The sequence below is a fragment of the Paraburkholderia sp. MM6662-R1 genome, assembly GCF_050436245.1.
Taxonomy (GTDB): Bacteria; Pseudomonadota; Gammaproteobacteria; order Burkholderiales; family Burkholderiaceae; genus Paraburkholderia; species Paraburkholderia tuberum.
The window spans coordinates 2,119,458-2,145,820 of record NZ_JBNDLV010000001.1 but is presented as its reverse complement, the minus strand read 5'-3'; the positions used below and the strand labels follow the sequence as shown (position 1 = coordinate 2,145,820).

Here is a 26,363-nt window from a genome sequence, read left to right as displayed (position 1 = left end):
CTGTCAGCAAGAGGCGACGATGCAGGGTCACGGGAAGCAAAAAAAAGCGGCACCGAAGTGCCGCTTGCGCTTTCGTCGGCTGCGTGGACTGCCGCGTGTGCTGCAGAGCGCTAGTGAGTGCTGACTTTTGCTACTCGACCCAGCCCAACTCACACCAACCGCAAATAAATGAGCTCCCGCTTGATGTACGCATAAAAAATCGGCGCCGCGATGACCCCGGCGATACCGAACGCCGCTTCCATCACCAGCATCGCGATCAGCAGCTCCCATGCGCGCGCCTCGATCTGCCCGCCGACGATCCGCGCGTTCAGGAAGTACTCGAGCTTGTGAATCAGGATCAGGAACACAAGTGACATGATCGCCGCCGCAAAACTCACCGACAGCGCGACCGCGACGATGATCGTGTTCGAGATCAGATTGCCGATCACCGGCAGCAGACCCACGATGAACGTGACGAGCACGAGCGTCTTCGACAGCGGCAGCCGGTCGTGGAAAACCGGCAGGATCACCAGCAGGAAGATCGCGGTGAACACCGTGTTCAGCGCGGAGATCTTCACCTGCGCGAATACGATGCGGCGAAACGCGTCGGCAAAACGCGTGACGCGCGTGACGAACGCGGTGGACAGCGGCAGCCGCTGGATATGCTTCTGCGCGCCGACCGCGATGATCGCGCCGATGATCATGCCGAGCAGCACGTGCGTGAACGCGCGCGCCACGGTCGTGCCGCTTTGCTGCAGCATGTTCGCGTGCGTGTGCATCAGTTCGGCGGCCTTCGTCTTCATCTGCTCGGTGTCGACCGGCAGATAGTTCGCGACGAATTGGGGAATCCTGCCGCGCGCCTGGTCGATCAGTTGCATGGCCTGATCGAGCAGAGCCTGCACGCTCGGCACGTCGTTCTCGAAATGCGAGATGATGCCGAGCGTGAGTCCCGTCAGCGCGCCGACGATCAGCGTCGACAGAATCACCACCGCGAGCCAGCGCGCCCGCTTGCTCGACATGTGACGCTCGATGCGCGGCGCGATCGTATGCACGAGCTGAAACACCAGCAGCCCGGCGAGCAGCGCGCCGAGCAGCTTCAGTTCGATCACCGCCCACATACCGAACAGCATCACCACGTAGCTGCCGATCTCGACCGCCGACAGCTTCGGCAGACTCATGTCGCTGGTCAGCCTGACCGGGCGCGGGCGCAGGTCCTGCACCCGATCTTCTTCGTGCGCCTGATTACGCTTGGTCATGGCTTATCCCGTCTCCAACCTCGGTAGTGCAGCGTTACTTTGTGGTGGCGGCGCGCTTGAGCAGCGGCGCCAGATATTTGCCGGTAAAACTGGCCTTCGACTTCGCGACCTGCTCGGGCGTGCCCTGGGCGATGATCTGCCCGCCGCCGGCGCCGCCTTCGGGGCCGAGATCGATGACCCAGTCCGCAGTTTTGATTACATCGAGATTATGTTCGATGATCACGACGGTATTACCCTGGTCACGCAACCGGTGTATGACTTCCAGCAACTGCGCGATATCGTGAAAGTGCAGGCCGGTAGTCGGTTCGTCAAGGATGTATAGCGTGCGACCGGTATCACGCTTGCTCAGTTCCAGCGACAGTTTCACACGCTGCGCCTCGCCGCCCGACAGCGTGGTGGCCGACTGACCCAGGCGAATATAGCCGAGACCCACGTCCAGCAGGGTTTTCAGCTTGCGCGCGACGACCGGCACGGCCTTGAAGAACTCGTACGCGTGTTCGACCGTCATGTCGAGCACTTCGCTGATGTTGCTGCCTTTGTACTGGATATCGAGCGTTTCGCGGTTGTAGCGCTTGCCGTGGCACACGTCGCACGGCACGTACACGTCGGGCAGGAAGTGCATTTCGACCTTCAGCACGCCGTCGCCCTGGCACGATTCGCAGCGCCCGCCCTTCACGTTGAACGAGAAGCGCCCCGGATCGTAGCCGCGCTCCTTGGCGGCCGGCACGCCCGCGAACAGCTCGCGGATCGGCGTGAAAAGGCCCGTGTAGGTGGCCGGATTCGAGCGCGGCGTGCGGCCGATCGGCGACTGGTCGACGTTGATCACCTTGTCGAAGTGCTCGAGGCCCTCGATCGACTCGTACGGCGCAGGCTCCGTGGCCGAGCCGTACAGATGATGCGCGACCGCGTGATACAGCGTGTCGTTGATCAGCGTCGACTTGCCCGAGCCGGACACGCCGGTCACGCAGGTCAAAAGACCCACCGGCAGATCGAGCGTGACGTTGTGCAGATTGTTGCCGTACGCTTCGACGATGCGCAGGCGCCGCTCGTCGGGATCCTTGCGCTCGTCGGGGTATTCGATCGTGCGCGCGCCGGACATGTATTGGCCCGTCAGCGACGCCGCGTTCTTCTGCACCTCTTTCGGCGTGCCCTCGGCGATCACCATGCCGCCGTGCTCGCCGGCGCCCGGGCCCATGTCGACCACGTAGTCGGCCATGCGGATCATGTCCTCGTCGTGCTCGACGACGATCACCGAGTTGCCGAGATCGCGCAGATGCTTGAGCGTCGAGATCAGCCGGTCGTTGTCGCGCTGATGCAGGCCGATCGACGGTTCGTCGAGCACGTACATCACGCCGGTCAGCCCCGAGCCGATCTGGGAAGCGAGGCGAATGCGCTGCGCTTCGCCGCCCGACAGCGTTTCGGCGCTGCGTTCGAGCGACAGGTAATCGAGCCCGACGTTGTTGAGGAACATCAGACGCGCGACGATCTCCTTGACGACCTTGTCGGCGATCTCGCGCTTCGAGCCTTCGAGCCGCAGGGTCTGGAAGTAGCCGAGTGCGTCGCGCAACGGCCAGCCGCTGATCTCGAAGATGCCGCGCGCGTCGCTGTCCGCGCCGATGCGCACGAAGCGCGCCTCGCGACGCAGCCGCGTGCCCGCGCACGCCGGGCATGGCTGGTTATTCTGGTATTTGGCGAGTTCTTCGCGCACCGCGGACGAATCGGTTTCGCGGTAGCGCCGCTCCAGATTCGGGATGATCCCTTCGAACACGTGCTCGCGCACCGACGTGCGGCCGCGCTCGTTGATGTACGAGAACGGAATTTCCTGCTTGCCTGAACCGTACAACAGGATCTTGCGGACTTTTTCCGGCAGGTCCTCGAGCGCGGTGTCGATGTCGAAGTCGTAGAACGCCGCGAGGCTCTGCAGCATCTGGAAGTAGAACTGGTTGCGCCGGTCCCAGCCCTTCACCGCGCCCGCCGCGAGCGACAGCGACGGATGCGCGACCACCCGCTTCGGATCGAAGAACGTAATCTGGCCGAGGCCGTCGCATTCGGGGCACGCGCCCATCGGGTTGTTGAACGAGAACAGGCGCGGCTCGAGTTCCTGCAGCGAATAGGAGCAGATCGGGCAGGCGAACTTCGAGCTGAACAGGTGCTCCTTGTCCGTATCCATTTCGAGCGCGATCGCGCGGCCGTCGGCGAGACGCAGCGCCGTTTCGAACGATTCGGCAAGGCGCTGCTTCACGTCGGGGCGCACGCGCAGACGATCGATCACGACGTCGATCGTGTGCTTGTCGTTTTTCTTGAGCTTCGGCAGAGAGTCGACTTCGTAGATTTTCGCCGTGCCTTCGTTGGCGGTGCCGCCGCCCGAGCGCACGCGAAAGCGCACGAAGCCTTGCGCCTGCATGTCCTCGAACAGATCCGTGTGCTCGCCCTTGCGATCGCTGACGACGGGCGCGAGGATCATCACGCGCGTTTCCTCGGGCAGCGCGAGCGCCGCGTCGACCATCTGCGACACGCTTTGCGCTTCGAGCGGAATCTCGTGATCGGGGCAGTAGGGCGTGCCGACGCGCGCGAACAGCAGACGCAGATAGTCGTGGATTTCGGTGACGGTGCCGACCGTCGAGCGCGGATTGTGCGAGGTCGCCTTCTGTTCGATCGAGATAGCTGGCGACAAGCCTTCGATCAGGTCGACGTCTGGCTTTTCCATCAGTTGCAGGAACTGCCGCGCATAGGCGGACAGACTTTCGACGTAGCGCCGCTGTCCTTCCGCATACAGCGTATCGAACGCCAGCGACGATTTGCCGGAGCCCGAAAGCCCCGTGATAACGACGAGCTTGTGACGCGGTAGGTCGAGATTGACGTTCTTCAGGTTGTGGGTGCGAGCCCCACGAATACGGATTTGTTCCACGGATTTATTCCATGAACTGCGGAAAGGGAAAGAGGCCAAACCTGCTACTATAACGACTTTTCCAGACCGCCGTTACGGTGTGCTGACAGCGGGAAAAAGGCGTAACTGGGGCCGTTTTCCGTGAGTACAAGATGCCGCGAGGGGTGAGCGGGGGCGATGGGGCACGGGCTTTGCGCGTCTCGTCGGCGCGGACCCGCCGATATGCCGGGGCTAGCCGCCTGCCTGTTCGTTCTGCTCCACTGTGCCGGCGGCCAAGGCTGTCCCCACGGGCTCGCCGCCCGGTTCATTCAAACAACGCTTCGATGTCCAATCCGTCCGCCATCTCCACACGCATGAGCGCGCCCGAATTGCGCGCGACCGTGTCGCTTGCCGCCATCTTCGCGCTGCGCATGCTGGGTCTCTTCATGATCATGCCGGTGTTCTCGATCTACGCGAAGACCATTCCCGGCGGCGAAAACGTGCTGCTCGTCGGCATCGCGCTCGGCGCGTACGGCGTCACGCAGTCGATGCTCTACATCTTCTATGGCTGGATCTCCGACAAGGTCGGCCGCAAGCCGGTGATCGCGACGGGCCTGCTGATCTTCGCGATCGGCAGCTTCGTCGCGGCGGCCGCGCACGACATGACGTGGATCATCGTCGGCCGGGTGATTCAGGGGATGGGTGCGGTGTCGTCGGCGGTGATCGCGTTCATCGCCGATCTGACCTCGGAGGAACATCGCACGAAGGCGATGGCGATGGTCGGCGGCAGCATCGGCGTGTCGTTCGCGGTCGCGATCGTCGGCGCGCCGATCGTGTTCCACTGGCTCGGCATGAGCGGGCTCTTCACGCTGGTCGGCGTGTTCTCGATTCTCGCGATCGGCGTCGTGATATGGGTCGTGCCCGATGCGCCGAAGCCGGTGCATGTGCGCGCGCCGTTCGCCGAAGTGCTGCACAACGTCGAGTTGCTGCGTTTGAATTTCGGCGTGCTCGTGCTGCACGCCACGCAAACCGCGCTGTTCCTCGTCGTGCCGCGCATTCTCGAAGCGGGCGGGCTGCCGGTCGCTTCACACTGGAAGGTGTATCTGCCGGTGATGGGGCTGTCGTTCGTGATGATGGTGCCGGCGATCATCGCCGCCGAGAAGCGCGGCAAGATGAAGATCGTGCTGCTGTCGGCGATCGCTCTTATCCTGATCGGCCAGTTGTTATTGGGCGTTGCTCCGCATACGATTCTGAGTGTGGCGGCGATCCTGTTCGTGTACTTTCTCGGCTTCAATATTCTCGAGGCCTCGCAGCCTTCGCTGGTGTCGAAGCTCGCGCCCGGTACCCGCAAGGGAGCCGCGGCCGGCGTGTACAACACCACGCAGTCGATCGGTCTTGCGCTGGGCGGAGTGGTCGGCGGCTGGCTCCTGAAGGTGAACGGCCAGAGCGCGGTTTTCTTCGCCTGCTCCGGGCTGGTATTTTGCTGGCTTATAATCGCCGCAAAGATGAAACAGCCGCCGCGCAAGGCATAACACAGCGTACTCGGGGCACCTCCCGAATCATCCAGAACTCACCCGGCGGCGGGCAGAGGCGCTCTTCTGGTCTCGGGCCTGCCGGCCGTGAGACGCGAACCGCGTAGTGCCGCGCCGCCTGCAACAGGAATCAACAGGAGAAATTCATGGCATCCGTGAACAAGGTCATTCTGGTCGGCAACCTCGGCGCCGATCCGGAAGTCCGCTATCTTCCGAGCGGCGACGCAGTGGCGAACATCCGCCTTGCGACGACGGACCGCTACAAGGACAAGGCGTCGGGCGAGATGAAGGAAGCCACCGAGTGGCACCGCGTCGCGTTCTTCGGCCGCCTCGCGGAAATCGTGGCGGAATATCTGAAGAAGGGCTCGTCGGTGTACCTCGAAGGGCGCATCCGCACGCGCAAGTGGCAGGCGCAGGACGGCACCGATCGCTATTCGACCGAGATCGTCGCGGAGCAGATGCAGATGCTCGGCGGCCGCGGCGGCGCGTCGATGGGTGGCGGCGATGAAGGCGGTTATAGCCGTGGCGAGCCGTCGGAGCGCAGCGGCGGCGGCGGTGGTCGCGCGATGTCGTCGGGCGGCGGTTCGCGTGGCGGTAGCGGCGGTGGCGGTGCGAGCCGACCGAGCGCGCCGGCTGGCGGCGGCTTCGACGAGATGGACGACGATATTCCGTTCTAACCACCCGTAACTGAAATATGTAAAGATCAGCCCCGCCTTTGTGCGGGGTTTTCTTTATCTCTCTTGGGTTTACGGCCTTGGAGAAATGACAAGATTGAGCGGAGGGTATACCGCGGCTGACTGCGCTTTGGTTCGTAACGGGCTGTGTAAACATTGCTGCCCAGAAACCGGCTCCGTTGCTGACGCTCGCACATTCTCCTTGGTAGAAACGTAAACATCACCTATTGTGCTGTTGACGCCCGTTGAGGAGGGTGGCAGTGGCCAATCCGTTTTTCGTGGTAACCGTCCGGCATCCGGGGGGCGAACGCCTTCCGATCCTGCTTGACGCCGACCGTCAGCCAGTCGTCTGGATCAATCTCTACATCCTCAAGCGCCTGCGTCGCAGGCTTTCGTTCAACAGTCTCCTGAAGGTCACGCGAATACTGGGCTTCCTCTATGCCTGGTCACTCCGGCAGACGTCCTCGCTGCGTGAACCTCTGGAGAGCGGGAACGGCCTGACGCAGAACGAGATTGACAGCCTTTGTTCCTGGTTGCGCCGCAACTTCCGCACAGCGGATGCAGTCCGGTCATTGGCTGTCGCACCAAGCTCGGTCAAGTTCCGGTTGGACGTCATATGGCAATTTGTCGACTGGCACTTCAATGCAGCGATCACTGCCAGGCCCGTAGGTAGTAGCGAGATCAAGGACATTCGGGCAAAACAAACGGCATGTAAGAAAATATTCGCGGATGCCGCCAAAGGGCGCGGGCAATCATCTGAACATGCCAAACCCCTTCTGGAGCCGGAGAAGCGGAGGCTGCTGGCGATATGCGAGGTAGACAGCCCTGAAAATCCATGGAAGAAGCCCTACCGCATCAGGAATCGCCTCATCATTCGCTTGATGCTGGCGCTCGGCCTGCGGCGGGGGGAACTTCTCAAGCTGCAGGTTTCTCACTGCCATCTCTCGCGTGCCATCCCGGAGATTCACGTTGAGCGTTCACCTGACGACGACAAGGATCCCCGCATCAATGAACCTCAGGTCAAGACCGAGTCCCGTCAGTTGCCCTGTGACAGACAGCTCGCCAGAGACCTGCATCAGTTTATCTGTGTCACGCGGAGGGAAAACCGTCTGGCGGATCGAATGCCGTTTCTGTTCCAGAGCCGGTCTGGCCTGCCCCTGAGCTTGAACCGGCTGGATGGAATCTTCGGCCAGATCGGCTTGGTGCATCCGGAATTCTCCGATCTGCATCCGCACTGCTTGAGAAGTACCTGTGTCACCGACTTCAAGGAGACCGCCCGCCGAAGAGGTCTCGATGAATCGGATATCGACAAGGACATGCAAACCTTCTTCGGCTGGCGCTCTGACAAGTCAATCGCGCCGTACGTCGAGGACGCAACACGCCGGGAAGCCGCCGAGATCGGACTGGCGTATCAGCACTCGCTTTTCGGCAGTTCAAGCTGAGCGAGCTGAATCGTGACAAACGACGAGATAAACCGCCAATTGGGTCGTAAGCTCCATCAGTTCGGACTGTCGCCGCTAGAGAGCCAGATTGTGGATCGCGACGGACGTACGATGGACCTAAGTGGCGTCGTGTGGAAATTCAACGTCCCAACACAGAAATCGTCTTTTGACTGGAGCCGGTTGGCGGGTGGCAACATCATCGTGATATATGCCCTGCGGCTTTGGACACAGCAACTGCTCAAGCAGCAGTCTGCGAAAGGCACTTTAGTGAATATACATGCTGTCGCGAACGCCCTTCAGGGCCAGGTCGGGAGGACGCAAACCTCTAAGCGCGTGAATCAGCTGTGGCACTCCATGTGTGACATTGAGGATGCACAGGAGCTAGCCGACGCTCTTCGCGTTCTCTTGCGGTCTGCAATTGAGACCCTGAGAGCAACGAAAAGAATGGAGGATTTCTATCGTCTTCGTCAATGGTACTGTAGGTCATCGGACCTACTTGCGTGCCTCGGATTCGACGAAGAGTTTGCGTTGGAGCTGGATAGGGTTAGCGTACCCGGGCGCGACTCAGGTGTTGCAGTAGAACTGGAAGACGAGGAGTCTGGGCCGCTTTGGGACGTCGAGGTTTCAGTGCTTCAACACGCAATTCTGGACGATCATTCGTCCGAGCGTGAGCACGTCATGCAAAGGGCTGCGGTAGCGCTGGGACTGGCCTTTGGCCGTAACCCGTCCAACTACTGCCTGCTTCGCGAGGAGGATTTGAAGAATGCGCTCGCAGGCTTCAAGGTACCGCCCGAGTGGGTTCTGTCCATCCCCCGCATCAAGAAGCCGGGAATTGGGCCGCGGGCCGCGTTCATTGACGAGCGCATTGATGAAAGACTCGTCCAGATTATCCAGGATCTTATCGACCGCAACAGGGTGATCGACTGCGGACAATTTCCGCGTCCGCTCTTTATGCGAGCGACTCCAGATCCATGGTTCGACGAAACGGGCGTGAGTGAATACAAATATCATCTCCCGATTGACGAATATCGTAGCCTCCTATCAAGGTTTGTGAACCGCCTGGATCTGAAATCGCCCAGAACAAATCAGCGCCTGTTCATTACGCCACGTCGCCTACGGTATACGTTTGCGACGATGATGGTCGAGCGTGGGGTGGCCAAGCGCACCTTGGCGGCAATGCTGGATCACTCTGATACCCAGCACGTGCAGGTTTACTATTCGCTCAAGGGAAAGCGATTGACGCGCATCCTCGACCGCGCTGCCGCGCTCCGGCTCGGACCCCTAATGAAGCTCTTTAAGGGCAGGATAGTTGAATCTGCAGCGGATTCGACAAATGGCGAGAAGCCCGAGAAAACGGTGACTTTTTTCGGGGCTGAGCATGTCGTCGACCCGGTCGACATTGGCGGTTGCGGCAAAAAGAAGAACTGTCAGCTTGATCCCCCCTTTACCTGCTATTGCTGCCCACAATTCGAGCCGTTCGTGGAGGCCGATCATAACGCCGTCCTCACTGAATTGCTTTCAACCCGGGAAGAGCGTCGAAAAAAATATTCGTTGCAGATTGCGATCCAGATCGACGACGTGATCTACGCCGTATGCGAGGTGATAATGGAGGTGGCCGCCTATGTCCGACGAAAAGGCACGAAAACGTAAGTCGATGGCAGCTGTCGGCTCAGTCATCGGGCTGCCGTGCGATAACTGGATCGCGAACCAAGGCATCCTGATAGCGCTTTCGAAGATGTCCAACCCCTTTCTTCATGTGACCTGGGAGGATCCGGTCTGGGACGTGACAGCGTCATATGAGTCCCGGGATCGTGGATATAAGTCCAACGGCACACCTCATAATTTGCTGTTCACTCAGCATTCACAGAAGGCGCCTATCGCTGGCGAGCCTCTTGCCGGAACATTCGGTGACGTGGTCAAGTCACTCGTTTGTGCACGTCACTCACAACGAGGTCAATCCGTCCCGAGTCACATGGTATTTGTCCGTGCGACACGCTATGTCTACGACGCACTGAAATCCGTCGATTACGACATCAGCCTGATAACGCCAGCGCATCTCGATCTTGCTGCCGCCGCGATTTTCAAGCGGGAGGCCGAGGTCTCCGCGTATAAGGCCGTCGGCCATATGGAAGAGTTCGCGGACATGCTGGACGCGAACGGGCTCTGCAGGCTGCGGCTTGACTGGCGGTGTCGCAGGAAGGTCCGGCCAGAAAAGCTCCGAACAGACCGTATCGAAGACGTACTCCCCGTTGCGGAGCCCGACGACCGTCTTCCGAAAGAAGAGGCTATTCGTGCGGTGGGATGGCTATACCAGAATATCCGGAGTGAGGACCCCGCCAGTGGCGTAGCGAATCCAGATCGTATAGCAATCCTGATTACGACCATTCTCGTGTGCACGGGTCTGCGAATAGGTGAAGTCCTCACCTTGCCAGAAGATCCGCTGCTGACTGAACGAGATGGCACCAGAAGCCTGCGATATGCGCGGCTCAAGGGGCGGCGGGACCATGTTACCGTTGAGTGGAAAGTGAAACCACTCCTCAGCGCAACCGTTGAACTTGTGGAAGGGGCGATTAGGGAGCTACACGAGTTGACAGACGGAGCTCGAAACGTCGCACGCTCGTTCAGCCACACTGGAAGACTGCTTGTCGGGAAAAATCTGAAGCCCGTCCTGGGCCCCGTAGATGTCCGACGACTCGTCGGTCTCGAAAGCAAGAACGTCGCGCAGTTTCTCAAGCAGCGCAAGATTCCATACGAAGTCCTGACCAAAAGAGTTCAGGTTCGAAAGTCGGACTTCCTGGCAGGCATCGCCCGGGATCATTGGTCACGGCCGATGCTGCGTGGACCAAAAGGGAAGGGACTCGAACTTCATCAAGCCCTGTGTGTCGTGTACACGAACCAGATGCATCGTGGAACCCTAACCACGTTGCTCTACGCGGCACAGCCGGTCGCCGATCTGCAGATCCGCGATTTCCTGACAGCTCGCACGGGGACCAGAAATATCTTTGAGCGCTCCGGCATTGTCGACGCTGACGGGCAGCCAATCGAAATTAGTTCAAAAGGGTTTCGCCATTTTCTGAACAATCTGCTGGATGAGGGTGGGGCTCCGGATATGGTTCAGACCAAATGGTTCGGGCGGAAGAATCCTTCGGATACGAGAGCGTATCAACATCTGACGCCTGCGCAGCGGGCGAGGAAGGTTGTCGACGATATCATGGCCGGGAAGGTGGAGGGGAAAGTCACCGATATTGCCAAGGTATTGCCGACTGAAGTCGCCAGAGGTTTCTTGCTTACGCGTGTTCAGGCTGTCCACGACGTTGGCCCAGGGATGTGCGTCCATGATTTCCAGATGATGCCATGCCCCAAGTATCTGGAGTGCACAGCCGATTGCGATGAATATGTTTGGGAGAAAGGTGACCTGGAACGCAAGGATGCGCTATTGCGTCAAATGGCGTTCGTGCAGGGGACCATCCGCGCCGCACTTAGCCGCAAGGCAGCAGGAGGGATCGTCAAGAGTGACTGGTGGAAACACTTGAAAACGAAGTACCGTCAGCTCCTGAAGCAGATGAAATCGTCAGGGCTGAAAAAATCGGATATCGATCGGTATATCGCTGAGAACGGTCTTGATAGAGGCGAAGAATTGTCTGAACCAGTTCCCGAGGAAGGCCGTTGACTACGCGCACAGGGTTACGCATCGAAGGTCTATTCACACTGGACTCCCGGTCGCTTGCACAACGAATTGTCGCGCAAAAAGGCTGGCGCAACCAAATATCGGGTTGGGGAATAACGTATGGTCAAGGTAATCAGGGCGAGTGCAAAAATCAGCGACGTGAAAGCGCTCACTATCGTTTCCGAGTTGGAGAGGTGGCGTGACCGCGAGCTGGGGACCAAGCTCACGTGGGAGAAAATTGAGGCCTTTTCAGGTTATACCCGTCAGGCGCTAAGCCGCCATCCGAGAATCAAGTTGGCCTATGACGAAGCGAAGCGCGCACTTGCCGATCCGGCGCGCGTATCGTCTTCGCGCTCCAGGGATGAAGAACCGAAATATTTTGATCAAACGGTTAGGGACTTGGAAGGGAAAGTGAAGCGATACCAGGATCTGGAGCAAACGTGGTTCCAGCGTTGGCAACGCATTGCTGTCCGTTGCAGCGAGCTTGGGCTGAACATTGAAGATCTCGATAAGCCACTTGACGATTTAAACCGGCGGGGCGATACGTCGGAAGTGAAGCGGGGCAGGAAGCGAAAGGGACAGCATTAGGGACGGTGGGTGCGATGACCTTTCGCCGCCTTCGATGTGTTTGTGCCGGGCGTGTTGTCCTGCAAACTGCGATGAGCGTCCCGCGTATCGATTCACCCAAGGAGCCGCACTTTCGACCGCGGGACAGGAAAGCTTCGCTTTGCGCCCGATGCCGTCGGCGACAGTGAGCAGGAAAGAGCCGTGGATGAGCGAGGCGGTTCACCAAGTGACCGAATTGATCTTCTTCAAGGGTTGCGGCAGTATCGACGAACAGGTTGTACCGATCTTGTTTCTCGCTTCCGACGAGGCAAGCTATATCACCGGGCACGGTATTGCCCGTTGCCGGCGGTGATACGGGCTGATCAATGGACGCCTGTTCCCGATTTCTGAATGACGCTTCGCCGCTCACGGTATTTGGGCCGCACACCGTTTCGAACTGTCACCTCGTTCGAGGCATTCGCGGTCGTTGGGTGATCCGATCATTGACGCTCGATAGGCCAAGAGCAATCGTCCGTGCGGGTTCGCTACTGCGCATTAAGATCGTAGCGAACAAAATCGTCGAGTTCGCTCTGAACCCGAGACTTGGTTTCCTCTATCTCTGTCTCTGATGCCCCTGCCGTGTACGCGTAGATCAGTAGGGTCAAGGGGTGTACGCCGATATCGTCGGCGATACCTTCGAGCTTGTCTAGCGTCGGGCTCTGCCTTCCTCTCTCTAACGCACTCAAATACGTCCGACTGGTAGCGGTCATCGATTCCTGGGACACGTTTCTGTAGCGCCGAGCAGCCCTGAGTGCCCGCCCCAAACCGATGCGAATCGACTGTTTGCTCATGAAGTTCAAATACGAGCAATGTCTTCGCATGCACACGATTGAGCTACAATCTATAATGTGCAAAATGTAACGAATTCGGCGGGTGCAATGGTCATAGCTAGGGACTAGACGCCTCGCTGGACGCGCTCACGTGCCTGGTTCCAACGCTTACGATCCGTCGAAGTCTCATGGATGGTCTCTGTTGAGTCTCGCGTCGAGCGTCGATACAGAGGTGACTAAATACTCAGCATCGGGTTTCGTTGGGCAAATGTCTGTGGATTCTTTTTCGTCGGCTTTTGTCGTGCGGACCAAATGCCTAGCGAGCGTTAGTTGGTAATGAAAGCGTTTGAGGTAGTGGCTGTATGTTTGTGACGAGTGAAATTAACCGTGTGCCTGCGTTGAACGTGCCTTTCGGCGGGTTGCCGGGCAGGGGGGTATGGTCAGCGGTTCAGCTACTGCTACCGCGGGACGTCTTGATTCTCAGGGTGTCGCGGGCGCGTTCGCGGGCCGTCCCGACAATCGTGATGCTGGACCTGCCCGAAACGGCTGCGACGCTAGAACAGTTCGTCGAAGGGGAGGTTGTCCTGCGCGACGCGGCCATACTGAGCACGCGGCTGGCACGGGAGGTCGACCAGTGGACGCTCGAACCGCTTTGCGAAATCCGGGTGGGTGTGACCGAGTACGAGCATCGCGGCGAAGACAAGCAGTTGCTCACGGTGACCCGGTTCACGACCGCTGCGGGGCGCACGTTGTCGATCCCGTACGACGTGGCGACGCAGCCTGCGCGCGGCAGGCGGCTCTGGCGCGCGAAGGCGCCGACCGCAGCGGCCCGTTGCTGATCCTGGCTTGCCGTGGAGGCGCATTTGGACAGGGGCGGGGCATGGCCATCGAGGAGCCGGACATGCTGCCGCGCCGACGGGGTGGCATCTTGCTGTATCTCGATTTCGGCGGTGTGCTTCATCCGGAGGACGTGAGGCGCCGGCCGGGCACCAGACCGTATGTCGCGAGCCCGCCGGGCCATGCGCTGTTCGAACACGCGGCGCGGCTCGCGTGTTGCCTCGAGCCGTCCCCTGAGCTGCGCATCGTGCTGTCCACTAGCTGGGTGAGGGTGTTCCGCAGCGTTCGCAAGGCGGCCCACCGTCTGCCGCCGGAACTGCGTCAACGCGTGGTCGGCGCGACCTTTCACTGCTGGAGGGATCCAGTGTGTTTCCGGTCCGGGCCGCGTGGCGTGCAGGTCTGGGGCGACGTGTGCCGGCGTCAGCCCGCAGCATGGCTCGCGCTCGACGACGATGACATCGGTTGGCCGGTGGTGTGCCGAAGTCACCTGGTGCACACCGACCCCGTGCTCGGTATCGGCCCCGGCGGTCCTCGCGCAACTACAGGCGTACCTCGTCGCGATGCATCGACCGGAGCAGGGGTAGCCGTGATAATCCGCCGCTTATCGCGGCCAGCTGACCACTGCCGCCATCGACGAGGTATTTCAGGGAGCTGCCATGAGAAAGCGCAGGATACGGCCGGCATTGCCGCCGCACGAGGTATCGGCGCAACTGCGCGCGCGGCTGCGGCGGTTCGCGCTCGCCACCCGCGACGACGCGACCCGGCTTGCCGGGCCGCTGCGCCGCATCCGCCCGTATGCGTCCGCATCCGCCCGGAGCGGGCCGCAGCAGGGGCGTGGCGCCGCCGGAGTCGAGCAGGAAGATGACAGTAATCGGCCATGAGGCAAACGGAATGTGGCATGGAAATGGAAGGTCGGGGCGCGGCGACGGGCACGCACGTGTGCGCTCGGGATCGATTCAGTCAGGCAGGAGGATCTCTGTGCCAGGTTTTGAACGATTGGATGACGACGATGGGCCGCCGGGCGTGCGCGCCGGGCTCGACGGCTGGGACCTGCCCCTGGACGACGGCGTGAGGCGCATGCGGTCATGACGGATACCCGCTTTCACGGCGCGCTGGCCTGGCCAATCCCGCCCGGGGAGCACAGCGGCTGGAACAACCGCTGCTTCCTCGACACCGAGTTCACTGATTTCCAGCGCTGCCAGCTCATCAGCCTCGCCATCGTGGGCGAGAACGGCTGTGAGTTCTACGGCGAGCGCATTGACTATGATGTCGCGCTGTGCAGCGACTTCGTCGGGGCGGTGGTGCTGCCGCAGCTTGGCCGCTTCGCGGAGCGTGCCATGCCGCTTGAGCGGTTGCGCGAGGCGCTGCATGCGTGGCTTGCCGACATTCCGGTTACGTCCGGGCCGGTGCTCTGCTACGACTACGAAACGGACCTGAACCTGCTGCGGTATCTCCTCGGTGGCCCACTGCCGCGCGGGTGGGCGCTGGAGAACATCGCGGGACGGTGCGACAGCGAACGGCGCGCCGCATACTTCGCCCGGCATGGCGGCGAGCACCATGCGCTGCATGACGCGCGGGCGAATGCGTATGCCCATGCAGGCTGAAAGCGGCGGCGGACGTAAAGCGACCGCCAGGGGACCACGTTTGTCCGGCCGCTCGGACGCATCTTTTCCATCTGTAAAGAAAGTACTCAGGCAGGAGACCAGGATGACCGGGGGCCGTGTATGGATTCCGCGAGCCGATGCACCGAAGATTGCTCGGCGCCTGCGAGAGCGCCGAAGGGCGACGGGGCTGACCCAGTCGAACTTGCGGCCAGGGCGAACGCAACTGCGGTGAAATTGCTGGAAGCGGCCCTGCAGGTGTGGTTACCAAAAGGAGAGGCGGATGCTTCGAGTCACCATTGAGTTGCTGCCCGGCGGGCGGGAAAGCGGAAAGCGTGTCATCGCGACGGCGGATATCGCGCGGGTGAGCGAGGCGCCGTTCGGGGCACTCGCGGACTACCGGGTCGTCCTGAAAGATGCGGTGCTTGGTGGCGAGATCGGCGAGCGCGCTGTGGTGCGCAGCTATCCGCGATGGGCGACTAGCGTGTGGGACCTTGTTGCTCGTGGCATTGCCGCTGCGCTAAATCAGGATACCGAATCGTTGCCACCGCGACCGACGAAACCGGAGGTGACGGTTCATACGAACGAAGCAGGCTTTCGCTACGTGCGTCTGGATGAAATTCCCGAGCCGACCCGAACATTCTTCGACCGGAAGCTCGCCGGCTCGGGCATTCCCGATCATGGTTGCGCCTACGCGCACGACTGGTTCGACTTTCTCAACGGCCAGCGCTGATGTCAGGGGGCAACGCGTACGTGACGCGCGGGTCTGGCCTGCGTGCGACGCGGATTGCGCGTGGGAATGCGTGGCGGGCAGACGGGGCCGCCTCGGCGAAGTTTTTCATCCGGCGGAGGCGGGCATGAATGAATCGGGCAGTGCGGCATGGTGTGCGCAGAGCTACCCGTGCACCGGGCCCACCACATGATCCTTTGCGGCGGCCAGGACTGCCGGGGAGTCCGAAGCCAGGACCTCGCGAGGACGCTTGCCATGAAGCATGCTGCTGGTCGACTCGAACCAGGACGCGATCCGGAACGGACCGTAGCTCGCAAAAACGCGCAGAATCTCTGCGACCTCAGGGATCGGGTTGCCGGTTTCGTCAAAGAGGTAGGCGGGGTACAAGGTCTGGCCGGCCAGTTCGATGGCGAAAATCCTGGCTTCCTGCTTCCACCGGTTCGTCACTTCAAGCGGATTGGCTGCTTCGGGGTCGTGCCATTGGCCGACCGTTTGCGCTGTCACCCATTCCGTTCCGTTCATCACCGCTGCAACGGCTTCCGACAACGGATCGACTGTACGCTTGCCGGTCTGATCGATACTGCGATGTGAGTTCATGCCAGATCCTTCTTGAGTTGCAGGTGGCTGGGCAGCACGCGGCCGGTGGAGCCGATGTTCAGAGAGAGGACAAGTGTCGTCGTATGCAGGAGGTGAGGCGAATCGGACTGCTCATTGACGACTGTCGCTGAACGACCCACTACGGACATAGAGCCGGTGCCACCTGTATGACCGCTTTCCGAGTACAGCAGCCATCCCTTTATCTGCAGCGGCCTTTTGATGGCAAGCTTATTGTCAACCGCAGTAACCTCCCTTCACGCCACGCGCCAAGTGTTCCGCTTTCTATTCGGAACTATCGCACGGTCAGAAACAGCCGCACCCAATCGTGGCTTCGCGGCAAACGAAACACGGATTCCGGGTCATGGCACCTTCCGTGAGAAACGTGGCGGTGATCGCCGGCAGCGCCGCTTGCAGCAGGGCTCTGCGGCTCGACCTTGCTCCGCTATCCGGAAATGCAAATCCTCGATGGGCAAAGATTCTTCGACCAACGACGGCCCGAAGGCGGGTCAAAAACGGTGACGCATGCCGACGAGTGCTAGCGCTTGCCAGCGCGTACCGTCGACGCCGTACGACGAGATCGAAGCAACAGCGCGCTGCGTACCGCCATCTGCGGTACGTTGCGCACCTTTCGCGATTTGATACGCACCTGTCAGATAAACGTCCGTGCGCACGGACAGGTTATAAAAACTGCCAGCGCTGAACTGATGATAACTCGCCGAGGTATCGCCGCTCGCATGCGTATAGGCGTAGCCCAAGCCAAACTGAAGCATAGGGTTCACGCGATAGAACGTGAAGGCGCGCGCTGTGTTGTATGTCTCAGTCCTTGAAAACGACGACAGTGCGTCGGGCCTGTACGTCGCGTTGCTGTAACCGAAGCCAAATGAGACACGCTTACCGGTATACTGCGTCGCAACTTGCGCAATCCCGATGACGTGCGCCGTTGCGTACGCGGCATTGATCGAGCCACCGTCGAACAGAGAGTCTGACGATGCGCCGCTCCACCCCAAGCGCAATGTCGAACCCATATGCGTATTGCTGGCCTGGTAATAGCCGCCTGCAACACTGAGGCTTTCATAGGTGTAGGAAACTGCACCCGCAGCCGTATATCCCTGGCCGTTCTGCCCCGCGATGCCGCCCAGCGCGTACATTGCCTCAGCCCGAAGTCCCGCGATCACAGGACTCGTGTATTTCACCGCGTTCGAGACGCGGGCGCTGCCGTCGTTGTTGTCGACGTCGCCCGGGGTCGCGAATGGCGAACCGCCGATCGTCTCGGCCGTCAGCACCTCTGTCATATCGACGACCGGATCATACATACGTCCGAAAATCACGGTTCCCCACCGTTGACTTGCCAGACCCACAACCGATTGCCGTCCGAACTGCCGGCCACCCTGTCCCAGCTTTCCGTTGACAATCGAGAACCCATTTTCGAGGCGGAAAACAGCCTGAAGGCCGTCGCCGAGATCTTCGCTACCGCGGATCCCCCACCGGTTGCTGGACAAGCCGCCGCTTACGAGGCTTGTCCTGTTACCAGTATTCGTCGTCATGTAGCTCAGACCGGAGTCGACCACCCCATATAAGGTGACGCTTTGTGCATTGACCTGTGGCGCGATCAGTCCCAGCGCAGCAGGAATAAGTGCAAGAGTAGATGCTATTTTCATTTTCGCAATACGTACGTTTTTATCCGATGTCCGGAAGCGTCGCGCGCGGTGAGTCGCGACGCAGCGCGGACTCCCCTGGTAAATGAGACTATGAAATCGAAGTTGCGGTTGGGGGGCTACGTTGGACTGGCGGCGCCCTGCGATCCATGCACGGGTCCTGTCGCGACCAGCGTTGGGTAATTGCCCGCGCCGGGGAGGCTCACCATCTCCACGCGAAAGACCGGGCCGACGACGTCCGGCCGCACGATCTCCTCAGGTTTGCCGCATGCAAGCATGTGTCCTTCTCGCAGGACCGCGACTTGGTCCGCGTAGCGGATGGCGGCGTTGAGGTCGTGCAAGACGATGACGGTTGCCAGCCCGCGCTTCTGCGTCGTTCGCCTTACCACCTCCAGCACGTGCAACTGGTGATATATATCCAGCGCACTGGTCGGCTCGTCCAGCAACAGTGCCGCAGGATTGCGCGCGAGGGCCTGCGCAATGAAAACGAGTTGGCGCTGACCGCCGCTTAGTTCCACCAGAAAGCGTTGCGCGAGATGCAGGATGCCAAGTTCCGCAAGGACCTCGCACACGACATGTTTGTCCACTTCAGTCACACGCAGACCTAGTGTTGCCAGTCGACCCAGCAGGACAACTTCGAGAACGGTAAGGCTGCTACGCCCTGCAGAATCCTGCGCGACATAGCTGACGAGGCTTCGGTTCGATTTCTTCGGGGGGCGGTCCAGCGCGCGGCCGTCGAACAGGAGTTGGCCGCTGTATCCAGCAAGCCCCGCAATGGCACGCAACACTGATGTCTTCCCGCAGCCATTCGGACCGACGATGGCGGTCACGTCTCCGGGCATGGCGGTGAGGGAAATTGATTGCATCACCGCACGTTTCCCGTACGAGATACTGATATCACGAAGTTCGATCTTCACGCTGGACCTCGCTTCTGGCTGACGATGAGGCAGACAAAAAACGGAACGCCGATGAGTGCAGTGACGATGCCGATCGGCACGACCGCACCCGGGTAGACCACCTTGCTGGCAATCGAGGCGCCGGATAACAGTAAAGCGCCTGTGATCGCGGCGCCAGGCAGCAGGAAGCGATGATCGTCGCCAAGCAGCATCCGGGCGATGTGCGGGGCTACGAGACCGACAAATCCGATCGTTCCGACAAACGCGACGGCCGCGGCCGTCAGCAAGGATACGAAGGCGAGTGAGCGTAGCCGTAATGCGCGAGGGTTCACGCCTAGAGCGTGCGCACGGTCGTCGCCGAGTTGCAACGTCGTCAGCTTCCACGCGTCCAGCATCAGAAACGGAAAAACCACGGCGACCACTGCGGCCAGCACAGCGACCTTGCCGAGGCTCGCTTTAAGAAAACTGCCGAACAGCCAGAAGACAACCTGCTGCAAAGCTTCCGGCGAAGCCTGAAACTGTACAAGCGATGTCAGCGCCTGAAAGAGGAACAACAGCGCAATGCCGCCCAGAATCATCGCTTCGGGACTTGCGCCTTTGCTGTTTCCTATTGCAAAGACACAGGCACAGGCAATTGCTGAAAAGAAAAAGGCTGCGATCGGTATCGCATAATCGGCGGGGAGAGGGATCCATCGCCCCAGGACGATCACGAAGGCGGCGCCAAATCCCGCTGCAGCCGAAATGCCGAGCGTATAGCTGCAGGCCAGCCGGTTGTGCAGCACCGTCTGCATGACTGCGCCCGAGAGACCGAGCGACATCCCGACACCGACCGCCATCAGCGCCATGGGCAGGCGGATCGTCCAGACAATGATACGGTTGACCGGGTCAGTATCCGCCCCAAACAGAGCCGTGAGCATGTCCCACGGTCGCAACATCGCGGGGCCAGTCGCGATGTCAATCATGAACAGGACTGTCAATAACAGGACGGCGCTTATCAACCACGCGCCGCGACGCATTATCTGTCGACGGTACTCGGCAAGAAAGGAATCTACGACGGTCATGGCTTCGCGCTCAACATCCACGTTCCAGTCAGCTTCACTGGCAAATATCTGGCGTAGTAGTCGCGCAGGTCGGCCATCGGGTCGATATCGGCGAACTGTGCAGGATAGAGCTGCTTGGCGATGTACTCCATCGCGGTGTAGTCGAAGAACGTCCGGCATAACGCGTGATCAATGCCGTAGACGTGCCCCTCCCGCACGGCACGCATGTTCGACCAGCCTGGACGCGCGGTATAGGTCTTCAGGGTGGCACGGGCTGGTGCGGGATCGCTTCCGAAGCCTAGGCGAACCGCGTTAGGTGCGTTGTCCCACGAGGAACCTGCGATAAAGACGAATGCCGGGTCGGCCGCCAGGACGAGCTCCGGATTCATTTGCCCCCAACCACCGGGAATTCGACCCGCTGCGATATTTTCCGCACCGAGGTTATCGAGAATCTTTCCCCACATCGTGCCGTTGTAGCTATTGCCGATGGTTCCTGCGCCGTCATACCCCAGTTCAACGTAGACCTTGGGTTTCGTGGTCGTGCGGGCGGCGGCGACACGACGCAGGATGTCGTCGTATTTGCGCTGATAGAAGCGGGCTAGTTCCTCGGCGCGGGTGTTCTCGCTCATAACGGCGCCAATGGCACGCGTGCTGGCGAGGTGGGCGTTGCAGTGTCTGGGCGTTATAGTCGATGACGACAATCGGAATACCAGCCGCATCCAAACGGCTTTTGGATGTGCCGAGCGAATCGAATTCGAGTTGCGAAAGAATCAGAAGATCGGGGCGCAGGGCCAGTACCTTCTCGACGCTAAACGTGTTGTCCCCCGCGTACCCAACGTCAGGCAGATCCTGCAGCCGCGGAATCACCTTGACATACTCTTTCCAGGTCGCGGCGCGCCATCCCGCCCAGGTTGCCTTGCTCAAACCCACGACGCGGTTCCATCCGCTGGTGCCGGCAACGGCGGTGAATTCCTCGAAATAAAAACCTAGAACGATCCGTTTTGCAGGTGCGTCGACCACGACATCGCGATTCAGTGCATCGATGACATGTACGGGTGCTGCGATGGCCTGGCTTGCAGGGATGCAGGCGAGGGCGACTAGGGCCGCGGTCAGCATGCCTTTCCAGTTCAACATATAAGCTCCGGTGACCAGACGTGCGCGCGAAAACCGCCCGCTCAGTCAGATCGGAGGTCGGCGTTGGCAGTGATGTCTGGTCGAAATGATGTGGCGATGCGAATCCGTCAATCCCGGGCGTGTCATCCGATCGTCACAAACAACGCGGTTCGAGATGGCGAGTGAGGGCCTCGACACAAGGGTCGAGAGGGGGACCTAAGAAACACGGATCACATCAGTCAACGAGCGCATTCTCGCGGTCGATCGCTCGACACAGCGGGGAAATATGCTCAATGTCAGCCCGAAAAGGCGGGAGGCGCACGCGCGCCAGGGCAACGCAGGAGGAGAAACTGCGGGAGACCGTTCTGGTTCGGTGCGAACCAGAACGGGGTGGTGACGATAATGCCGAAAAGCACCGACAGCGCGAAAATCGATGCGATCGCGCTCAGGAATGCCGCGCTGAAAGAGCAGAGCGAATGGGTGTCGCGCGAGTCAGAAAGCGGGTTGTGGGCGTCTCCTGATGCGCTGATGTCGCGAGCGTCGCTGAGCCCACTCACATCGGGCATTGCCATCACGCCGGACATGGCGCTGAGATTGCTGCCTTGAGGAAGCACCAACGGTCCATGTCCGGTACATAGGGCCAGTCCGAAGCTGCCGGATGGCGCTTCAGGGTCAAGCATGATGGCACCTGGACAGATAGCGCGGAGCAGGAGGATGGCGAGCATCCAAATGATGACCTGCCGTCCCCGTGCACCGCACCACGTCAGGCGATGGCGGAGCGAATTCATGGTCGCGCATTTTACAGAGATTACGAACGCCTTGGTAGGCTAGCCTCAAACAACCAGCGTTTGTAAGGCTGCTGCGGCAACACGATTCGAAGGACAACGTCGTGTGCGACCATCGCATCAGCAAGTCAACCTCTAAGCTCTAAACATTAATCCCGCTGTTGCGCTTCACCCTTGAATCCGCCAGCTACAACGGCCGTTCGTCGACCAGCGACAGTCAGTTCGAAGCGAGGCGACCGTCTGGCGATGGCAACACTCCAGGATGGCTATTTTGTGATGAGCGTCAGGTGCTGCTTTAAGGCGTTAAGCCCCGGGTTTCGTGAAGAATCCATTTCGCAAATGCCTGTAGCGGCCCTTCACTCAACTCGATCGGCTCAGGAAGAACGAGGCAGAAGTTTTTGGTAATCGCTTTGCCGTCCGGCCAGGGTGCGACCAAACGGCCCTGTTCAAGCTCTGCCCCGATGTAAAGACGCGGCACCAATGCCACACCCAGGCCGGCTAGCGCCGCCTCTATCAGCATGGAATGGAGATCGTAACGTGCGCCAACCGCCGAATTGGTCAGCACGATGCCGGCCTCTTGCGCATAAAGCTGCCACGCGTCCGGATTTTGTCGTCTGTGAAGGCGGGGCAGCTCATTTAGCGATATGTTCGCATCGGCGTCTGCGAGGAGCGCCGGACTACAGACGGGCACAAGCACCTCCTCCAGCAGGCGATGTAAATGCATACCCGCCCATGCTGGATGCTCAAAATGGATTGCTGCGTCGAAACCGCTACCAGCAAGAATGAACGGTTCCATACGTTCGGCGATATGCACGGTAATGTTCGGATGCTTATTTTGAAAGCGTTTCAGTCGAGGGATAAGCCAACGGGTGGCGAAGGTCGGAATTGCGGCGATATCAATGCTCGCACCCTCGATGGGCTGCCCCATCAGATATAGGCTGTCCCGTTCCAGCCGATCCAGAATCTCGCGAACCTGCACCGCGTATCGCGTGCCGTTGGGCGCAAGCCGTACCCGATTTCCAACGCGCTCGAACAGCGCGACACCCAAAAACGCCTCCAATCGACCGATCTGACGACTGACGGCGCCCTCGGTCAGCGCCAATTCCTCGGCCGCGCGTGCGAAGCTGCCGTGTCGAGCCGCAGCCTCAAAAGCCAGGAGCGCGGAATTGCTTGGAATCTTACGTCGCATTGGAGTCTCGCCGATTGATGTGCGTTCGACGCCAGCTTGAGCAAACGTCACTGAAGGCTGACTATATATCGATATATACGCAGGAAATCACAGGTTAGCATTACGTTATTGCAATGAACATGGATCGTTTGCTGCAATATGCTCACCCGTCACGAAGGTTAATCTGATGATCTACACCGTGGAATGCAGCTTCGCCGATCCCAGCAGCGAAGCCGAATGGAACGACTTCTACAGCCTTGAAAAACTGCCCGCCCTCATCTCGGTTACTGGCTTTCGCACGTCGCAGCGCTTCAAGTCGTTAAGCGATGGTTGCCCGGTCTACCTGGCCGTCCACACGATTGACGGTCTCGATGTCCTGACGGGAGAGGAATATCGCCAGAAAGGCGGCGGCGATTTCGCAAGGTGGCAGCAACACATCACCGACTGGCACCGAAATCTCTACAGCGATATCGGCCATGCGCCAGCGGTCAATGCAGACGAACTCCTCGTGCTTTGTGCAAGCGGCCCCGAACCTCTGATCCAGATGGGCCTCACACCGTTGGCCATGCGAGCAGTTGCATTGGAGAAGTTTCCGGAACGCCGTTGGCTCGCAAGACTGCCTCGGCGAAACGCCCGGCTTGTCGAGAGCATGTCGGAAGGCGTCCATCTCTACTCGCCGATGACGGAACAACTGACAAGCTCCCGCACCGTTTCGACCGAACAGGAAAAATAGATCCGCAATGCCCAATGTCACTATCTATGTTCCTACGGGGCAAATGCCGTCTGATGAGAGGCTTGCCGAGCTTTCCTGCGACTGCATCAAACTCTGCACGAGAGTGCTTGAAGCGGCACTCGAAAACGTTCATGTCATCTATGTCGAGGTTCGGCATGGGCACGGACATCCCGTCTTCGCGGAAGTCCAGTATCGCCTTGAGACGTTTCGCACGCCCCCGGTAATGAACCAGTTCATGGAAGCCCTGGACGACGCCATCACGCGCTGCACTGGACTCACGGCGCGCATCCGTTGTTTCGGCTATGCCGCGTCGAACATTCACGCCGGAAATTAGGAAGTTTTCTGGAGAAGAACTGTGTCCACCATTACCTTTCCAAGTCAGCGAGCCGGGGATTTCACGATCACCGCAATCAGCGACGGCTACCTCACCGCTAGCCTGGACTTCCTCTCGAATATCGACCCGTCCGAGGCCTCCAGAATACAAAGTGATGCAGGGCAGAAGGAGCCTTCCGCCGTGCATATCAACTGCTACGTGGTACGCGGAGCGGGCCGCACAATTCTCATCGACGGTGGGGCTGGGGGCATCAAGCGATGGGGCGGCCGGCTGAGAACTAATTTATCGCTTGCTGGCGTCGAACCATCGGAGATCGACACAATCCTGCTCACACACGCCCATCCCGACCATGTCGGAGGACTAGTGGACACAGCCGGACAAATTACCTTTCCGAATGCGGAACTTGTTGCTCATCAGCGAGAGGTCGAATTTTGGCAGGATGACGGAAATCTAAGCCGTGCCAGCGAGCGTGCCCGCGGTAACTTCCTGATAGCCCGTCAAGTGTTCGACGGCTACCGCGACAAGCTCCGTACTTTCGACGAGGGCGAAGTGCTGCCCGGTATCAGAGCGATGCCGCTACCGGGACACACAGATGGACACTCCGGATATCTTCTCGAATCCCATGATCAGGGCCTGCTTGTTTGGGGAGATATTGTTCATTTTCCTCACATCCAGATTAAACGGCCAGACGTATCGATTGCATTCGATCAAGACCCTGCCCTGGCAGCCACCACACGTTCACGGCTTCTGGACCTGGTCAGCTCGGAGGGACTTTTGATCGCCGGTATGCATTTGGGGGAACTCGGCTTCGCGCGAATAAAGCGAACGAGCGGAAGCTACGGTCTGCTTTACGAGACCGAAGCATGAGGCCGCGAACAGAAGCAACCATGTCTGATATCAGTCCGGCACTCTGCACTGGACCAACGACGAACACTACGATGCCGTGACAACGGCATTGGCCGCTTCGTGCTCTTTGAGGGACATTCCCACTGCACTAACGGAGCGGCCACTTCGGCCGATGAAGGAGCGTTTGTCTTTGTCAATCGGACGGCCGGTTACGGGATGAAGCCGACGCATGAACGTCCGACCGACAACGCATGTGAACGGCGGCTCCTGGCCGGTTGCTGCCTTATGCGATCGGCGGAATTCGACACGGATGCGCGATCGCAATGGTCAATCGGCCAGCACCCTTGCGGATTGCACGGGCAAAGCCCACCTATGAAGCGTGGGACGCTGAAGACCGTCAGGCAGGTCGCGCTCGCCCCGGGGGCTGGCGCGATCCCGGTCGGGCCTTTACCGGGCGACGCCGAGCTGGCGGCGAACTTCGGATGCAATCCGACGCTGCCGCGCTTCAACGCGCTTCAGTGCAACCACGACTACACGGGTAGCTGGTCGGCAGTGCAGCGTTTCGTGCTGCACCTGAAGGCCGAAGGTGCCGCCAGAGCGACGACGATTCACTAACCGACCGCGCTGCGCACCATGCACAAACTGTGCGTATCGTGTGCACATCGAAGACCCCGCGGAGTTAAACGATGCCGATCTCGCTGAGATCGCGCAAGAAGGCATTGACGTTCAAGTGATCGCCCGACTGGACGCACAGGCCTCAAGGGTGACGAACTGGTGTTCATCATCCCTCGGCGCACGCTGGCACATCGTCGGCAGAAGCACGAACGGCTGTCGGCCGAGGAGTCCGACCGCGCCATCCGCCTCGCGCGAATCCTTGCGCGGGCTAACATCGCATTCGGAAATGCAGAGAAGGCCATGCGCTGGCTGCGCGGCGCGCAAGTTAGGTTTGCTGGGCGCAATGCACTTCAGATGACGGGCGCCGAACAAGGTGCGCGGCTCGTCGAAGAAGCCTTGGTGCAGTTCAACGAAGGCTTCTTCGCCTGAAGGTGTTGTGGAGGATCAGCGACTGCGCCGACCCTCGGGAATCGGGGATTCTGTGTGGCGCGCCCAGCAAATCGGCCGCATCATTGGCACGTCGCTCTTGCTCGTGTTTTATCGCCTTCGCTTTTGCTTCCACAAGCGAACCCAGTCTTTGTGCCCCTCCTTTCAGCGCGCTGTTCGACCGCCTCAATTTTC

At 60.0% G+C, this 26,363-nt stretch carries 25 protein-coding genes and 3 pseudogenes; 17 read left to right on the top strand and 11 right to left on the bottom strand.

From position 1 onward, the window contains the following. Nucleotides 1–149: 149 nt before the first annotated feature. On the bottom strand, nucleotides 150–1,235 hold the full coding sequence (locus OKW39_RS10085; protein WP_429562582.1) for an AI-2E family transporter: 1,086 nt from the start codon (nucleotides 1,233–1,235) through the stop codon (nucleotides 150–152). A gap of 34 nt (nucleotides 1,236–1,269) precedes the next feature. Continuing rightward, complete coding sequence (gene uvrA, locus OKW39_RS10080; protein WP_429335713.1) at nucleotides 1,270–4,143, bottom strand: excinuclease ABC subunit UvrA; 2,874 nt, start codon at nucleotides 4,141–4,143, stop codon at nucleotides 1,270–1,272. Between the two features lie 302 nt (nucleotides 4,144–4,445). Here uvrA and OKW39_RS10075 point away from each other — a divergent pair, with 302 nt between their 5' ends. From OKW39_RS10075 to OKW39_RS10045, 7 genes and pseudogenes are all read left to right on the top strand, one after another. Next, entirely contained in the window at nucleotides 4,446–5,633 is a 1,188-nt protein-coding gene (locus OKW39_RS10075) for an MFS transporter (RefSeq protein ID WP_090802960.1), read from the top strand. Nucleotides 5,634–5,779: 146 nt separating this feature from the next. Then, nucleotides 5,780–6,310: a single-stranded DNA-binding protein gene (locus tag OKW39_RS10070; protein WP_090802962.1), complete on the top strand. Its 531-nt coding sequence runs from the start codon at nucleotides 5,780–5,782 to the stop codon at nucleotides 6,308–6,310. 257 nt (nucleotides 6,311–6,567) lie between these two features. Next, the gene (locus tag OKW39_RS10065; protein WP_429562581.1) at nucleotides 6,568–7,749 is read left to right on the top strand and encodes a site-specific integrase; all 1,182 of its coding nucleotides are present in this window, start codon (nucleotides 6,568–6,570) and stop codon (nucleotides 7,747–7,749) included. A gap of 12 nt (nucleotides 7,750–7,761) precedes the next feature. Continuing rightward, on the top strand, nucleotides 7,762–9,399 hold the full coding sequence (locus tag OKW39_RS10060) for a tyrosine-type recombinase/integrase (protein ID WP_429562580.1): 1,638 nt from the start codon (nucleotides 7,762–7,764) through the stop codon (nucleotides 9,397–9,399). Next, nucleotides 9,371–11,419 (top strand): integrase, encoded by a 2,049-nt coding sequence (locus OKW39_RS10055; RefSeq protein WP_429562579.1) that lies wholly within the window; start codon nucleotides 9,371–9,373, stop codon nucleotides 11,417–11,419. Before OKW39_RS10060 ends, OKW39_RS10055 begins: the two co-directional genes overlap by 29 nt. A gap of 117 nt (nucleotides 11,420–11,536) precedes the next feature. Then, complete coding sequence (locus tag OKW39_RS10050) at nucleotides 11,537–12,004, top strand: hypothetical protein (RefSeq protein WP_429562578.1); 468 nt, start codon at nucleotides 11,537–11,539, stop codon at nucleotides 12,002–12,004. Between the two features lie 150 nt (nucleotides 12,005–12,154). Beyond that, nucleotides 12,155–12,345: pseudogene (locus OKW39_RS10045) on the top strand (SDR family oxidoreductase); the annotation flags it as partial. A gap of 162 nt (nucleotides 12,346–12,507) precedes the next feature. Here OKW39_RS10045 and OKW39_RS10040 read toward each other — a convergent pair. Further along, nucleotides 12,508–12,813, bottom strand: a complete 306-nt coding sequence (locus OKW39_RS10040) for a helix-turn-helix domain-containing protein (protein WP_429562577.1) — start codon at nucleotides 12,811–12,813, stop codon at nucleotides 12,508–12,510. Between the two features lie 503 nt (nucleotides 12,814–13,316). On the opposite strand from OKW39_RS10040, the gene OKW39_RS10035 reads away from it, so the two are divergent. From OKW39_RS10035 to OKW39_RS10015, 5 genes and pseudogenes are all read left to right on the top strand, one after another. Further along, a complete protein-coding gene (locus tag OKW39_RS10035) occupies nucleotides 13,317–13,631 on the top strand; it encodes a hypothetical protein (RefSeq protein WP_429562576.1) in 315 nt (104 codons plus the stop codon). Nucleotides 13,632–13,672: 41 nt separating this feature from the next. Continuing rightward, a pseudogene (locus tag OKW39_RS10030) lies at nucleotides 13,673–14,086 on the top strand (HAD domain-containing protein); the annotation flags it as partial. A 199-nt stretch (nucleotides 14,087–14,285) separates the two neighbouring features. After that, the gene (locus OKW39_RS10025; protein ID WP_429563514.1) at nucleotides 14,286–14,510 is read left to right on the top strand and encodes a hypothetical protein; all 225 of its coding nucleotides are present in this window, start codon (nucleotides 14,286–14,288) and stop codon (nucleotides 14,508–14,510) included. A gap of 204 nt (nucleotides 14,511–14,714) precedes the next feature. Next, nucleotides 14,715–15,233, top strand: coding sequence for a hypothetical protein (locus OKW39_RS10020; RefSeq protein WP_429562575.1), 519 nt, complete (start codon nucleotides 14,715–14,717; stop codon nucleotides 15,231–15,233). A gap of 280 nt (nucleotides 15,234–15,513) precedes the next feature. Beyond that, on the top strand, nucleotides 15,514–15,963 hold the full coding sequence (locus OKW39_RS10015; protein ID WP_429562574.1) for a hypothetical protein: 450 nt from the start codon (nucleotides 15,514–15,516) through the stop codon (nucleotides 15,961–15,963). A 162-nt stretch (nucleotides 15,964–16,125) separates the two neighbouring features. Here the strand turns inward: OKW39_RS10015 and OKW39_RS10010 are convergent, their stop codons facing one another. The 8 genes from OKW39_RS10010 to OKW39_RS09975 all read right to left on the bottom strand — a co-directional run bounded on the left by OKW39_RS10010 (nucleotide 16,126) and on the right by OKW39_RS09975 (nucleotide 23,235). Further along, nucleotides 16,126–16,557 (bottom strand): hypothetical protein, encoded by a 432-nt coding sequence (locus tag OKW39_RS10010; RefSeq protein ID WP_429562573.1) that lies wholly within the window; start codon nucleotides 16,555–16,557, stop codon nucleotides 16,126–16,128. Between the two features lie 506 nt (nucleotides 16,558–17,063). Then, nucleotides 17,064–18,215: a porin gene (locus tag OKW39_RS10005; RefSeq protein WP_429562572.1), complete on the bottom strand. Its 1,152-nt coding sequence runs from the start codon at nucleotides 18,213–18,215 to the stop codon at nucleotides 17,064–17,066. A gap of 116 nt (nucleotides 18,216–18,331) precedes the next feature. After that, complete coding sequence (locus tag OKW39_RS10000; RefSeq protein ID WP_429562571.1) at nucleotides 18,332–19,129, bottom strand: ABC transporter ATP-binding protein; 798 nt, start codon at nucleotides 19,127–19,129, stop codon at nucleotides 18,332–18,334. Next, a complete protein-coding gene (locus OKW39_RS09995; protein ID WP_429332207.1) occupies nucleotides 19,126–20,169 on the bottom strand; it encodes a FecCD family ABC transporter permease in 1,044 nt (347 codons plus the stop codon). Before OKW39_RS09995 ends, OKW39_RS10000 begins: the two co-directional genes overlap by 4 nt. Continuing rightward, entirely contained in the window at nucleotides 20,166–20,777 is a 612-nt protein-coding gene (locus tag OKW39_RS09990) for an ABC transporter substrate-binding protein (protein ID WP_429562570.1), read from the bottom strand. The genes OKW39_RS09995 and OKW39_RS09990 overlap by 4 nt, the downstream gene beginning before the upstream one ends. After that, nucleotides 20,662–21,282 carry a hypothetical protein gene (locus OKW39_RS09985; RefSeq protein ID WP_429562569.1) on the bottom strand — a complete coding sequence of 207 codons (621 nt, stop codon included), beginning with the start codon at nucleotides 21,280–21,282 and terminating at the stop codon, nucleotides 20,662–20,664. The genes OKW39_RS09990 and OKW39_RS09985 overlap by 116 nt, the downstream gene beginning before the upstream one ends. Nucleotides 21,283–21,557: 275 nt before the next feature. Next, nucleotides 21,558–21,941: a hypothetical protein gene (locus tag OKW39_RS09980; protein WP_429332209.1), complete on the bottom strand. Its 384-nt coding sequence runs from the start codon at nucleotides 21,939–21,941 to the stop codon at nucleotides 21,558–21,560. Between the two features lie 400 nt (nucleotides 21,942–22,341). Beyond that, a complete protein-coding gene (locus tag OKW39_RS09975) occupies nucleotides 22,342–23,235 on the bottom strand; it encodes a LysR substrate-binding domain-containing protein (protein ID WP_429562568.1) in 894 nt (297 codons plus the stop codon). A gap of 166 nt (nucleotides 23,236–23,401) precedes the next feature. On the opposite strand from OKW39_RS09975, the gene OKW39_RS09970 reads away from it, so the two are divergent. From OKW39_RS09970 to OKW39_RS09950, 5 genes and pseudogenes are all read left to right on the top strand, one after another. After that, nucleotides 23,402–23,947, top strand: a complete 546-nt coding sequence (locus OKW39_RS09970; RefSeq protein ID WP_429562567.1) for a sugar ABC transporter — start codon at nucleotides 23,402–23,404, stop codon at nucleotides 23,945–23,947. A gap of 7 nt (nucleotides 23,948–23,954) precedes the next feature. After that, nucleotides 23,955–24,281 (top strand): hypothetical protein, encoded by a 327-nt coding sequence (locus OKW39_RS09965; protein WP_429562566.1) that lies wholly within the window; start codon nucleotides 23,955–23,957, stop codon nucleotides 24,279–24,281. Nucleotides 24,282–24,302: 21 nt separating this feature from the next. Then, nucleotides 24,303–25,148: an MBL fold metallo-hydrolase gene (locus OKW39_RS09960; RefSeq protein WP_429562565.1), complete on the top strand. Its 846-nt coding sequence runs from the start codon at nucleotides 24,303–24,305 to the stop codon at nucleotides 25,146–25,148. Between the two features lie 351 nt (nucleotides 25,149–25,499). Then, nucleotides 25,500–25,742, top strand: a complete 243-nt coding sequence (locus OKW39_RS09955; protein WP_429562564.1) for a hypothetical protein — start codon at nucleotides 25,500–25,502, stop codon at nucleotides 25,740–25,742. 73 nt (nucleotides 25,743–25,815) lie between these two features. Next, nucleotides 25,816–26,171, top strand: a pseudogene (locus tag OKW39_RS09950) (antitoxin Xre/MbcA/ParS toxin-binding domain-containing protein); the annotation flags it as partial. Nucleotides 26,172–26,363 lie beyond the last annotated feature (192 nt).